The organism is Streptomyces aureus (assembly GCF_001418135.1).
In the GTDB taxonomy this organism is placed as follows: domain Bacteria; phylum Actinomycetota; class Actinomycetes; order Streptomycetales; family Streptomycetaceae; genus Streptomyces; species Streptomyces aureus_A.
In genome coordinates this window covers 1-12,528 of record NZ_LIPQ01000219.1, presented here as the reverse complement: position 1 = coordinate 12,528, position 12,528 = coordinate 1, and the positions used below count along the sequence as shown (strand labels likewise).

12 protein-coding genes are annotated in these 12,528 nt (G+C 70.5%); 7 read left to right on the top strand and 5 right to left on the bottom strand.

Features of this window, described 5'->3' with window-relative positions; genetic code table 11:
• The first annotated feature begins 1,085 nt into the window (after window positions 1-1,085).
• Complete coding sequence (gene gcl, locus AOK00_RS19095) at window positions 1,086-2,864, top strand: glyoxylate carboligase (protein ID WP_055601513.1); 1,779 nt, start codon at window positions 1,086-1,088, stop codon at window positions 2,862-2,864.
• A 12-nt stretch (window positions 2,865-2,876) separates the two neighbouring features.
• Here gcl and AOK00_RS19090 read toward each other — a convergent pair whose 3' ends face one another.
• On the bottom strand, window positions 2,877-3,905 hold the full coding sequence (locus AOK00_RS19090; RefSeq protein WP_055601512.1) for an ArsR/SmtB family transcription factor: 1,029 nt from the start codon (window positions 3,903-3,905) through the stop codon (window positions 2,877-2,879).
• Between the two features lie 72 nt (window positions 3,906-3,977).
• Here AOK00_RS19090 and AOK00_RS19085 point away from each other — a divergent pair, with 72 nt between their 5' ends.
• Window positions 3,978-5,204, top strand: coding sequence for an MFS transporter (locus AOK00_RS19085; protein ID WP_055601511.1), 1,227 nt, complete (start codon window positions 3,978-3,980; stop codon window positions 5,202-5,204).
• Here AOK00_RS19085 and AOK00_RS19080 read toward each other — a convergent pair.
• The 4 genes from AOK00_RS19080 to AOK00_RS19065 all read right to left on the bottom strand — a co-directional run bounded on the left by AOK00_RS19080 (window position 5,140) and on the right by AOK00_RS19065 (window position 9,851).
• A complete protein-coding gene (locus AOK00_RS19080) occupies window positions 5,140-5,805 on the bottom strand; it encodes an HNH endonuclease (RefSeq protein WP_055601510.1) in 666 nt (221 codons plus the stop codon). The two genes, AOK00_RS19085 and AOK00_RS19080, sit on opposite strands and share 65 nt — an antisense overlap.
• A 618-nt stretch (window positions 5,806-6,423) precedes the next feature.
• A complete protein-coding gene (locus tag AOK00_RS19075) occupies window positions 6,424-7,881 on the bottom strand; it encodes a catalase (RefSeq protein ID WP_055601509.1) in 1,458 nt (485 codons plus the stop codon).
• Between the two features lie 187 nt (window positions 7,882-8,068).
• Window positions 8,069-8,962: a 2-hydroxy-3-oxopropionate reductase gene (locus AOK00_RS19070; protein WP_055601508.1), complete on the bottom strand. Its 894-nt coding sequence runs from the start codon at window positions 8,960-8,962 to the stop codon at window positions 8,069-8,071.
• A 55-nt stretch (window positions 8,963-9,017) separates the two neighbouring features.
• Window positions 9,018-9,851, bottom strand: coding sequence for a TIM barrel protein (locus tag AOK00_RS19065; RefSeq protein ID WP_055601507.1), 834 nt, complete (start codon window positions 9,849-9,851; stop codon window positions 9,018-9,020).
• A gap of 140 nt (window positions 9,852-9,991) precedes the next feature.
• Between AOK00_RS19065 and AOK00_RS19060 the strand changes: the two genes are divergently transcribed.
• From AOK00_RS19060 to pucL, 5 genes are all read left to right on the top strand, one after another.
• Window positions 9,992-10,243 carry a thiamine-binding protein gene (locus tag AOK00_RS19060; RefSeq protein ID WP_055601515.1) on the top strand — a complete coding sequence of 84 codons (252 nt, stop codon included), beginning with the start codon at window positions 9,992-9,994 and terminating at the stop codon, window positions 10,241-10,243.
• Window positions 10,244-10,287: 44 nt separating this feature from the next.
• Window positions 10,288-10,626: a helix-turn-helix domain-containing protein gene (locus AOK00_RS19055; protein ID WP_055601514.1), complete on the top strand. Its 339-nt coding sequence runs from the start codon at window positions 10,288-10,290 to the stop codon at window positions 10,624-10,626.
• A 155-nt stretch (window positions 10,627-10,781) separates the two neighbouring features.
• Window positions 10,782-11,306 carry a 2-oxo-4-hydroxy-4-carboxy-5-ureidoimidazoline decarboxylase gene (uraD, locus tag AOK00_RS19050; RefSeq protein WP_055601506.1) on the top strand — a complete coding sequence of 175 codons (525 nt, stop codon included), beginning with the start codon at window positions 10,782-10,784 and terminating at the stop codon, window positions 11,304-11,306.
• Window positions 11,303-11,707 (top strand): hydroxyisourate hydrolase, encoded by a 405-nt coding sequence (gene uraH / locus AOK00_RS19045; RefSeq protein ID WP_055601505.1) that lies wholly within the window; start codon window positions 11,303-11,305, stop codon window positions 11,705-11,707. The genes uraD and uraH overlap by 4 nt, the downstream gene beginning before the upstream one ends.
• 5 nt (window positions 11,708-11,712) lie before the next feature.
• On the top strand, window positions 11,713-12,528 hold an 816-nt coding region (gene pucL, locus AOK00_RS19040), incomplete at its 3' end, for a factor-independent urate hydroxylase (RefSeq protein WP_055601504.1).

Genomic DNA, 12,528 nt, shown 5'->3' with positions numbered 1-12,528 from the left:
GTTCGCGGGGTGACGGCGGGCGGCGGGCCCGTTCGAGGTCCCGGGCGCGTCGGGGGCTGAACCGGAACCCGGACCAGGACCAGGACCAGGACCCGTACCGGGGCCGGGTACCGCTCCGGGGCCGCCGGGGCCGGCGCCGGCGGTGGCGGGACCCGTACCGAACCATGCCGAGCCGGGCTCGACCGGCTCCGGGTGCTCCGTACCGGGCGAGGCGTCCGCCCGGGGCGGGTAGGGCCCGTCCGCGGGGAAGGGACCGATCGGACCGGAGGAGCCGATCGGACCGGACGGGCTGGACGTACGGGAAGTACTGGACGGAGTGATCGGGCCGATCGGACCGGACGGGCCGGATGTCCCGGACGGGCCGGACCCGGGCGAGGGCGGTGAGGACGAGGCCCTGCCGCCGTCGATCGCTCCCGGCCCGGCAGCGCCCGTGCCCGCACCCCTGCCCCTGGCCGTACCCGTACCCGAACCCGTACTCGTACCCGAACCCGTGCCCGATCGGCCGGCACCCTCCTCCAGCCACGATCCCGCCGCTTCTCCGGCGCCCTCCGCGGGCCCGCCGGCCGGCGGAGTCCCCGACTCCACCGCCCGTACCGGTATCCGCAGGACCGTCCCGCACGTGCAGCCCATCTCCGGGTGCGGCCAGTCGTCCTCGCGGCCGCAGGCTCCGCAGCGGACGGTGACCCACTCGTCCGTCCAGTTCCGGTGCGTGATGGGTTCCGCCGTCGCGCCCGCCGTCAGGGGCGGCGCCACCGGGCTTCCGCACGCGCAGGGGAAGACGGGTGCCGCGTACGCCTGCGTGCGCAGGCATTCCGGACAGCGCACCGGTACCGACTCGCCCACAACCAACCCCCTGTCGTTCCGCCCCATCGTCCACCCATCGGACGCCTCGGGGGGAGGTGTTCGGCCACTTCCGTGATCCCGCCGGTCGGACTTCTCTTGACGGCTCTCCGGGGCCCGACCTACATTGCTTCCGTATAGCAGAACAGTATTTCCGCATTACGGAAACAAGCCGCTCCGGGCTTCCGAGCCGACCGGTGGGCTTGGATCCGCCCGGCCGAAGCAGGAGCACTCCCATGCCTCGTATGACCGCCGCCGCAGCGGCCGTTGAGATCCTCAAGCGCGAAGGCGTCACCACCGCGTTCGGCGTGCCCGGCGCGGCGATCAACCCCTTCTACCGCGAGCTCAAGAACGTCGGCGGCATCGGCCACACGCTGGCCCGCCACGTCGAGGGCGCGTCCCACATGGCCGAGGGCTACACCCGTGCCAAGGCCGGCAACATCGGTGTCTGCATCGGTACCTCCGGCCCGGCCGGCACCGACATGATCACCGGCCTGTACTCGGCGATCGCCGACTCGATCCCGATCCTGTGCATCACCGGCCAGGCCCCGGTCTCGAAGCTCCACAAGGAGGACTTCCAGGCCGTCGACATCGCCGCCATCGCCAAGCCGGTGACCAAGGCCGCGACGACCGTCCTGGAGGCCGCGCAGGTCCCCGGCGTCTTCCAGCAGGCCTTCCACCTGATGCGCTCCGGCCGTCCCGGCCCGGTCCTCATCGACCTCCCGATCGACGTCCAGCTGACCGAGATCGAGTTCGACCCGGAGACGTACGAGCCGCTGCCGGTCTACAAGCCGACCGCGACCCGCGCCCAGGCCGAGAAGGCGCTGAACTTCCTCCTGGAGTCCGAGCGCCCGCTGATCGTCGCCGGTGGCGGCATCATCAACGCCGACGCCTCCGACCTGCTCGTCGAGTTCGCCGAGCTGACCAACATCCCGGTCATCTCCACCCTGATGGGCTGGGGCACCATCCCGGACGACCACGAGCTGGCCGCCGGCATGGTCGGTGTCCAGACCGCGCACCGCTACGGCAACGCGACCTTCCTGGAGTCGGACTTCGTCCTCGGCATCGGCAACCGCTGGGCCAACCGCCACACCGGCTACAACATGGACGCGTACACCAAGGGCCGGAAGTTCGTCCACGTCGACATCGAGCCCACCCAGATCGGCAAGATCTTCGCCCCGGACTTCGGCATCGCCTCCGACGCCAAGGCCGCGCTCGAACTCTTCGTCGAGATCGCCAAGGAGCTCAAGGCCGCGGGCAGGCTCCCGGACTTCTCCGCCTGGGCCGCCTCCGCGCAGGAGCGCAAGGCGACCCTCCAGCGCCGTACGCACTTCGACAACATCCCCCTGAAGCCGCAGCGCGTCTACGAGGAGATGAACAAGGCCTTCGGCCCGGAGACCCGCTACGTCACCACCATCGGTCTCTCCCAGATCGCCGCGGCCCAGTTCCTGCACGTCTACAAGCCGCGCAACTGGATCAACTGCGGCCAGGCCGGCCCGCTCGGCTGGACCATCCCGGCCGCCATCGGTGCCGCCACCGCGGACCCGGAGACCCCGATCGTCGCCCTCTCCGGCGACTACGACTTCCAGTTCATGATCGAGGAACTGGCGGTCGCCGCCCAGCACAAGGTCCCGTACGTCCACGTCCTGGTGAACAACGCCTACCTGGGCCTGATCCGCCAGGCGCAGGGCAACCTGGGCATCAACTTCGAGGTCAACCTCGAGTTCGAGAACATCAACACCCCGGAGATCGGCGTCTACGGCGTCGACCACGTCAAGGTCGCCGAGGGCCTGGGCGTCAAGGCGATCCGCGTCACCGACCCCGACAAGCTGGGCGAGGCGTTCGAGGAGGCCAAGAAGCTGGCCGTCGAGCACCAGGTGCCGGTCGTCGTCGAGGCCATCCTGGAGCGCATCACCAACATCGCGATGAGCAAGACGGTCGACATGAGCGATGTCACCGAGTTCGAGGAGCTGGCCACCGAGCCCGGCCACGCGCCGACCGCGATCAAGGCCCTCAAGGTCTGACCGTCCCCCTCGTCAGAGGGACCGACCCCCGCCCCGAGGAGCACCGGGGCGGGGGTCTCCCTGTGCCGCCACCAGCACCGCGCCCGCCTCCGTCCACTCGTACAGCACCGACCGGCCCGCGCGTCCCCGCCGTACGAGCCCGGCGTCGAGCAGCACCTTCAGATGCCGCCCCACCGAGCCGAGTCCCTGTCCGGTGAGCGCCACCAACTGGCTGGTGGACGTGGGGAATTCGAGCCTGACGAGGACCCCGGCGCGCGCCGTGCCGAGCAACGCCCCGAGCGCCCGGGGCGCGACGGGGCCCGACTGGTCCGCGAGGACGCCCGCGCACGGGTAGACCACCGCGAACCGCTCCGTGCCCTCCCAGGAGACCCAGCCCGTGCCGGGGGTCACCGGGACGAACAGCAGACGGCCGCCGTCGACCGAACGCGGCGGATACGCGCGGGGGTTGACCTGGAGCCGCCCGTCACCCAGCCAGCGCGTCCTCCCCGGGGACAGCTCGTCGAGCGCCGCCGCCCACCCGTCCCGGGCCAACCGGGCCGTCCGCGCGACCACATCGGCCTCCAGGATCCGGCGGCGGCGCGGCCAGTCGGGCAGCACCGTCTCCCGCCACACCCACTCCAGGACCTCCGCCATGCGTCGCGGCAGGTCCGCCGTCGACCGCAGCGGCTCCGGTACGGGTCCGCCGACCGCTACCTCCAACTGGGGTACCGCTGCGGCGGGTTCGGCCTCCCGGACCGCCGCGACCTCCTCCTCGAAGGACCGCTCGCGGTCACCCGTCGGCGTCGGCGTCAGGAAGTCGGCGTTCCAGGTGGGGCCGATGGCCGCCCGTACGAGCAGCGCGTCGAGCGGCTCGGCCGCGAGGCGCGACCGGTACGCGGACAGGTGGGCGGCCAGCCAGGCGCGCTCACCCGGATGGGCGCCGGACCCGTGGCCGCCGGCCGCCGCGTGGAGGGTCTTGAGGGCCGCGATCGTCTCGGCGAGCGGGGAGACGACGAATCTGCTCCCGGCGAGGGAGTCCGTACCGATCTGCCACCAGCCCATGCCGCCCGCCCCGTCGTTTCGCCGCTCCGCGAAACAGTATCGAGGCCGTCGCCCGCGCCCGAGACTCCCCGCATGTCCCGCTACCGCGACGTCTTCCGTACGCCCGAGTTCACTCCGCTCTTCCTCACCGGCGCCGCCCACACCGCCGCCCAGACGGTCGTCGGGCTCGGGCTCGCCACGCTCGTGTTCCGCGCGACCGGCTCCCCGCTCCTCTCCGCGCTCGCCCTCTTCGGGCCCTCGCTCGCCCAGCTGGTCGGCGCGACCACCCTGCTCTCGGCCGCCGACCGGCTGCCGCCGCGCGCCGCGATCTCCGGGATCGCGCTCTTCTTCGCCCTGGGCACCGCCGTCCTCGCGGTTCCCGGGCTGCCGACCTGGGCGGTCTTCGCCGTCCTGCTCGCCGAGGGACTCGCCGCCTCGCTCGGCGGCGGCGTGCGCCACGGCCTCCTGAACGAGATCCTCGCCCGCCAGGACTTCCTCCTCGGCCGCTCGGTGACGAACATGGCCGTCGGCGCCTGCCAGATCGGCGGCTTCGCGGCCGGCGGCCTCCTGATCGCCCTCTTCTCGCCGCGGGGCACGGTCCTCGTCGGCGCCGGCCTCTACCTCACCGCCGCGCTCCTCGCCCGCCTCGGCCTCGGGGCGCGCCCGCCCCGCGCCGCCGGCCGGGCCTCGGTCGGCGAGACCTGGCGCACCAACCGGCGGCTGCTGTCCTCGCCCGCGCGCCGCCGCGCCTACCTGGCGCTCTGGATCCCCAACGGGCTGATCGTGGGCTGCGAGTCGCTCTTCGTGCCGTACGACCCCGAACGCGCCGGGCTCCTCTTCGCCTGCGCCGCGTTCGGGATGCTCGCCGGGGACACCGCCGTCGGCCGCTTCGTACCGGCCCGGCTGCGCGCACGGATCCGTTTCCCGCTCCAGGCGCTGCTCGCGGCCCCGTTCCTGGTGTTCGCCCTGGACCCGGCACTGCCGTCGGTGCTCCTCGCGGTGACGGTCTCGGCGAGCGGGTACGCGGCGAGCCTCCTGCACCAGGAGCGGCTGATGTCCCTGGTGCCGGAGGAACTGGCGGGTCACGCCCTGGGTCTCCACACCTCGGGGATGCTCGCGCTCCAGGGAGTGAGCGCGGCGCTGGCCGGCACCCTCGCCCAGTACACGTCACCGCGCACGGGGATGGTGCTCCTCGCCCTCGCCTCGCTCACCGTGACGTACTCGCTGGCACGGGCCGAGGGGAGGGCGCAGGGGCCTACTTCGGTGTCGCCGAGCGGATCACGACCGTCTCCTCGCAGGGACCGTCGGCGAACAGCTTGAGCGCCTCCACCTCGTCCTTGTCGGCCGACAGCCCCCAGCGCAGCTTGGTGGATACCCACTCGCCGACGTAGCGGCAGTACTGGGCGGCGTCCGAGGGCACCCACCCGGCCGGGTCCCGTCCCGCCTTGTCCTGAAGGCTGCGGGCGGTGACGGCGACGAGGGTCGCGGTCGCGCCCTGGTCGTTGGCGAACCGCTCGCGCCGGGACGCGGTCCAGCCGGAGGCCCCCGACTCCCAGGCCTCGCCGAGCGGCACGAGGTGGTCGACGCGGAGCGCGGCCGGGTCGGAGACGCTCTGACCGTCGTAGTACGAGGTCCAGCGACCCCCGGTCAGCGCGCAGCCGGCACCGGTCGTGGGCGCGTCGACGGCCTCGGAGAGCAGGACCTCGGAGCGGGTGTCGCAGCCGTCCGCCGCGTCGAGGCCGGAGTTCCAGTGGGGGAACGCGCTCTCCTTGAAGCCGTCCGGGTCCTCGGCCGCCTCGGTGAGCTCGGCGAGCGCGTCGGGCAGCATCACGACGTTCGCGGACAGGGCGGGGGAGGTGACGGCGAGCGGGGACAGGATGAGGGCGAGCGGGGTGAGCCCCCGCAACAGGTTCTTGATCATGTACGAGTGGATAGCGCCGGCGACCGGGCGCGGGGGGCCCGAATCGCGGTGCGCTCCTCCGAGCGGGTGCGGATCTTCACCGCAGAAACGATGCGCTGGCGGGCCCGCGCAGACAAGAAGAGCGCGGAACCAGGGACCGTAAACCTGGTTCCGCGCTCTCCGGCTTGTGCCCGCCCGACGGCACGAGGCTGGCGCGACAGGACGTTCGCGCCGCCGGGCGGAGCTCTGGGGGTTCGCGTGCTTCCGGGCCGGCGGACGGAGTCCGGCGCGGCCGTGCGAAGCCTGCGAAGCAGTGCGAGGGCGGCGTCGGGAACGGGTCGTTCGCGCCGCCGGGCGGAGTCTCGGGTGGTGCTGTGACCCCTCGGGAGGGATCCGTCCGGGGATTCCCCCCGGGAGGGGGCGTTGGGACCGCGGCGGTGCCGACGGGCGGCCGGTGCTCCTCTTCTTTCAGGTCAAGAAGGGGGATCGGCGCCCTTACCACCGCACTGGCTCGGCGCCGCCGCGGTCCTCACGCTTGTCCGGATCACCGGCCACCCCTCATCCGGGTCGGCGATCCGGACCACGTACGGCACTGACCTCCCGTCAGGTGCCGTACGCAGTCTGGGTGGTGCTGGTCGGTCAGTCCTCGCGCAGGGCGTTGACCGCCTCGGCCACGCGCTTGCCGTAGTCCGCGTCGGCGGCGGCGAAGTGCGCGAGGTTCTTCTCGATGACGTCCTCGCGGGACACCTGGGACAGACCGCCGGCGATGTTGGCGACCAGGCGCTTCTTCTCGTCCTCGGACATCAGGCGGTAGAGCTCACCGGCCTGGAAGAAGTCGTCGTCCTTGGTGTGCTGCGGCGCCTCGTGGGTGCCGGTCCAGCCGTGGATCGCGAGCGGGGCGGAGAGCGCCGCGTCGGTCTGGGCCGGGCCCTGGTACGAGTTGGGCTCGTAGTTCTTGTCGTGGCGCGAACCGTTGCGGGTGGCCATGAGGCCGTCCCGGCCGTAGTTCTGGGCCGTGGTCGCCTTGGGGGCGTTCACCGGCAGCAGGGTGTGGTTCACACCGAGGCGGTAGCGGTGGGCGTCCGCGTAGGCGAAGAGGCGGCCCTGGAGCATCTTGTCCGGCGAGGGGCCGATGCCCGGGACGAAGTTGTTCGGGGAGAACGCGGCCTGCTCGACCTCGGCGAAGACGTTGTCCGGGTTGCGGTCGAGGACCAGGCGGCCCACGCGCTGCAGCGGGTAGTCGCCGTGCGGCCACACCTTGGTGAGGTCGAAGGGGTTGAAGCGGTAGTCGGCGGCCTCGGCGGCCGGCATCACCTGGACGTACAGGGTCCAGGACGGGTTCACGCCGCGCTCGATCGCCTGCAGCAGGTCGGTCTGGTGCGAGTTCGCGTCCTTGCCGACGAGCTCGGCGGCCTGCTCGGCGGAGAGGGAGCGGATGCCCTGGTTCGTCTTGAAGTGGTACTTGACGAAGAAGGCCTCGCCCGCCTCGTTGGTCCACTGGTAGGTGTGCGATCCGTAGCCGTTCATGTGACGGTACGAGGCGGGGATGCCGCGGTCGCCCATGAGCCAGGTGATCTGGTGGGTGGCCTCGGGGGCGTGGGCCCAGAAGTCCCAGACGTTGTCCGCCTCCTGCTTGCCCGTGAAGGGGTCGCGCTTCTGGGAGTGGATGAAGTCGGGGAACTTGATCGGGTCCTTGATGAAGAACACCGGGGTGTTGTTGCCGACGAGGTCGTAGTTGCCCTCTTCGGTGTAGAACTTGAGCGCGAAGCCGCGCGGGTCGCGGACGGCGTCCGCGCCACCGAGCGAGTCGGCCACGGTGGAGAAGCGGATGAAGGTCTCGGTCTTCCTGCCGACCTCGCCGAGGAAGTTCGCCTTGGTGTACGCGGTGACGTCGTCGGTCACCTCGAAGTAGCCGTACGCGCCGGAGCCGCGGGCGTGCACCACGCGCTCCGGGATCCGCTCACGGTTGAAGCGCGCGAGCTTCTCCAGCAGGTGCTGGTCCTGGAGGAGGAGAGGGCCACCGACGCCGGCGGTGGCGGAGTTCTGGTTGTCGGCGACGGGGGCGCCGGACTCGGTCGTAAGCACGCGCTTCGACATCGTGACCTTCCGTACGGGAGCTCTGCTGACGGTGCGAGGAGCGTAAATTCGGCTCGAACGTAACGTCAACAGTTTGTTGAAAAGGAAGTGTGGTGTTCCGGTCGGCGGCGGCGCCTGGGCGCGACAGGACAGTTGTCAGCGCCGCCACCGACCGGAAATCTGGGGCCCCCGTACGCGGGGGCGCTGGTCAGACCTGCTGGCCGGAGAGGCGCTCGACGGCGCGCAGCAGGGCCGAGTGGTCCAGGCCGCCGTCACCCTGGGCGCGCAGCGAGGCCACGAGCTGGGCGACGACCGCGCCGACGGGGAGGGCCGCACCGACGTTGCGGGCGGCGTCGGTGACGATGCCCATGTCCTTGTGGTGCAGGTCGATCCGGAAGCCGGGCTTGAAGTCCCGGTTCAGGAAGTTGTCCTTCTTTCGGGTCAGCACGGTCGAGCCGGCCAGACCGCCGTTGAGGACGTCGAGGGCGGCCTGGAGGTCCACACCGGACTTCTCCAGGAAGACCACGGCCTCGGCGCAGGCCTGGATGTTGACCGCGACGATCAGCTGGTTGGCGGCCTTCACCGTCTGGCCGGAGCCGTGCGGGCCGCAGAGGACGATGGTCTTGCCGAGGGCCTCGAGGATCGGAAGGGCCTCGTCGAAGTCGGCCTTCTCGCCGCCGACCATGATCGAGAGCACGGCCTCGATGGCGCCGGCCTCACCGCCGGAGACGGGCGCGTCGATGACGCGGATGCCCTTCTCCTTGGCGTTCTTCGCGAGGTCGACCGAGGTCTGCGGGGTGATCGACGACATGTCGATGATCAGCGCGCCCTGCTTGGCGTTCTCCAGGATGCCGGCCGGGCCGTAGGAGATGGCCTCGACCTGCGGGGAGGCGGGCACCATCGTGATGATGACGTCGGCGTCCTTGACGGCCTCGGCGATCGAGGAGGCGGAGGTGCCGCCGGCCTTGGCGAGCCGGTCCAGCTTGTCCTGCTCCAGGGTGAAGCCGGTGACCGGGTAGCCGGCCTTCAGCAGGTTCTCGGACATGGGCGAACCCATGATGCCGAGGCCGATCCAAGCGATCTTGGGGAGGTTGCTGCTCATGGTGAGGGTGCCTCTCAAAACAAGGTGGTACGGGGAGGGGGCGCCGATCGGCGGATCAGCGGGCGGGGCGGGCCTCGGCCGGCAGCCACTCGAAGGACGCGGCGGCGTCGGCGGCCTTGTACTCCAGGCCGATCCAGCCCTCGTACCCGGCCTTCCTCAGCTCGTCGAGGAGCTGCTCCAGCGGCAGGTCGCCGGTGCCCGGCGCACCGCGGCCCGGGTTGTCCGCGATCTGGACGTGGCCGGTCTTGGCCGCGTACTCCGCGATGACCCGGCTGACGTCCTCGCCGTTCATCGACAGGTGGTAGATGTCGAGGAGGAACTTGGCGTTGCCGAGCCCGGTGGCCGCGTTGACCTTGTCGACGACCTCGATCGCGGAGGGGGCGCTCACCAGCGGGTAGAGCGGCGACTCCGGCTTGTTGAGGGTCTCGACGAGGAGGATCGCGCCGATCCGGTCGGCCGCGCGGGCGGCCAGGACCAGGTTCTCCAGGGCGAGGGTGTCCTGGATCTGCGGGTCGACGCCCTCGACGCGGTTGCCGTAGAGCGCGTTGAGCGCCTTGCAGCCGACCGAGGCGGCGAAGTCGGCGGCCACCTCGATGTTGGCGCGGAAGCGGTCCGACTCGTCCCCGGGTACGGAGAGGGCTCCGCGGTCGGGGCCGGGGAGCTGCCCGGCGTAGAAGTTCAGGCCCACCAGCTGGGTGCCGGCGTCCTCAAGAGCCTTCTTGAGGGCGTCGAGCTCGCTCTGCTCGGGGGTGGCGGTGTCGATCCAGGGCCACCACAGCTCGACCGCCGTGAAGCCCGCCGCGGCGGCGGCCGCGGGGCGCTCCAGGAGCGGGAGTTCCGTGAAGAGGATCGACAGGTTCACATCGAAGCGCTGGTCCGTGTATCCCATGAGGGGCGGCGCTCCTTCCGTATCGCGGAAGTAAGTTTCTGTCTGACGGAATGTTGCAAGGCGGGGGAGCTGGTTGTCAAGAGGTCGCCGCAGGTCCGGGGCTCCCGTGAACGGGAGCGGGGCCGTAGCGTGGGGCCATGGTGCGTTTGAGAGTGGAGTTCACGACCGAGCCGTTCGACCTCGACGAGGCGCCGGCGCACGCGGTCGTGGCCCGTGAGGTCATCCAGTCGGCCGAGCTGGACGCGGTCGACGTCGGCCCCTTCGGCAACACGGCGGAAGGCGGTGCCGACGAGGTGCTCACCGCCGTCGACGCGCTGCTGCGCAAGTCGCTCGCGGCCGGTGCCACCCGCGTCTCGCTCCAGGTCAATGTGCTCGGGGAGGGCGAGAAGTGAACGAGCACCCTCTGGTCACCGCGGTGAAGCCGCTGGTCGACGCCATGGGCGCCGAGCTGCTCGTCCCCGCCCAGGCCGAGGCCGACGACGTCGTCCTGTCCTGGGAGGGGGAGGACGTGCTCGCCGTACGGCTGCCGCAGCTGTCCGAATCCCTCGATCACATCCTCGCGGCGATGGAGCGGCGGCACGGGATGCCACTGGCCGAACTGGACCGCAAGGCCAAGCAGGAGACTGTCCGCCTCCTGGAGGCGCGCGGGGCGTTCGCGGTGCGCCATGGAGTGGAGACGGTGGCGGGTGCACTCGGTGTCAGCCGCTTCACCGTGTACAACTACCTGAACAGGGAGACCGCCCTGAGCAGGGAAAAGGCCGCCAAGGGCGAGTAGTTGATCATGTGTGGCCATAAGCCGTCGTCCGGATGTCGGGACGACGGCTTTTGTGTGGCCGAGTTTTCAACAAAGTGTTGACGTTGTGTTGCGGAGGGCGTTAGCTATCCGCAGCCCGTCCGACGCACAGCGAAAATCAGCCACGGAGGCTTCCCGTGACTTCAGGTACGACACCGGGCCTCACCCGGTTCAACACCTCGGCGGACAGCGAGGCCCTCGCCGCGCTCCACGAGGTGTGTTCCAGTTCGGCGTGGGGGAGCAGAATCCTCGCCCAGCGCCCGTACACCACCGCCGAAGCTCTCTTCCTCGCCAGCGACGCCGCCATGGCCGAGCTGACCGCCGAGGACCTGGCCGAGGCGATGGCGGGGCACCCGCCGATCGGTCGTCCGAAGGCCGGGGACCCGACCTCCTCCCGCGAACAGAGCGGGATGGCCGGCGCCTCCGCGGAGCTCAAGGCCGAGATGCTCGAACTCAACCTGGCCTACCAGGACACGTTCGGACACGTCTTCCTCATCTGCGCCACCGGCCGGACCGGCGAGCAGATGCGCGACGCGCTCCGACAGCGGATCGGCAACTCGCCCGAGGAGGAGCGGGAGATCGTCCGCACCGAACTGGGCAAGATCAACCGCATCCGGCTGACCCGTCTCGTAGAGACCTCCGAGGAAGAGAGCTCCGCATGAGCACCGACACCACGGCCTCGGTGTCCACGCACATCCTGGACACCAGCATCGGCCGCCCCGCCGAGGGCGTCGCCATCACGCTCGCGGCCCGCAGCGGCTTCGACGCGGAGTGGGTCGCGCTCGGCGGCTCCGCCACCGACGCGGACGGGCGCTGCAAGGACCTGCCGGCGCTGCCGGAGGGCACCACCCACGTACGCCTCGACTTCGAGGTCGAGACGTACTTCCTTCATGAGCACCGTTCCAAGAAGCAAGCCGAGGCGCAGCAGGACGCCCCCCGCGTAAGGGACAGCGGTGCGTTCTTCCCGGAGGTGGCGATCACGTTCGCCGTCACGCCGGGCGAGCACTATCACGTACCGCTGCTGCTCAACCCGTTCGGCTACTCCGTATACCGAGGGAGCTAGCAGACATGCCCACGATTCTCGGCCAGAACCAGTACGGCAAAGCAGAGAACCGCGTCGTCAAGATCACGCGGGACGGCGACACCCACCACATCAAGGACCTGAACGTCTCCGTCGCCCTCTCCGGCGACCTCGACGACGTCCACCTCACCGGCTCCAACGCCCACTGCCTCCCCACCGACACGACGAAGAACACCGTCTTCGCGTTCGCCAAGGAGTACGGCATCGAGTCCGCCGAGCAGTTCGGCATCCACCTCGCCCGCCACTTCGTGACGAGCCAGGAGCCGATCAAGAAGGCGCGCATCCGGATCGAGGAGTACTCCTGGGAGCGCATCGCGTCCTCCGAGGCCAACTCCAAGTTCATCGGCGCCGACGAGGTCAACCACTCCTTCGCCCGCAAGGGCCAGGAGACCCGCGTCACCCAGATCACCTACGACGGTGCCACCTGGGAGGTCATCTCCGGCCTCAAGGACCTCGTCGTCATGAACTCCACCAACTCGGAGTTCTGGGGCTACATCAAGGACAAGTACACGACGCTCCAGGAGGCGTACGACCGCATCCTGGCCACGCAGGTGTCCGCCCGCTGGCGGTTCAACTGGACCGACGACGAGCAGCGCATGCCCAACTGGGAGCGGTCCTACGAGCAGACCAAGAAGCACATGCTCGAAGCCTTCTCGGAGACGTACTCGTACTCCCTCCAGCAGACGCTCTACCAGATGGCGACGCGCATCATCAACCACCGCTCGGAGATCGACGAAGTCCGCTTCTCGCTCCCGAACAAGCACCACTTCCTGGTCGACCTCGAGCCCTTCGGCCTCAAGAAC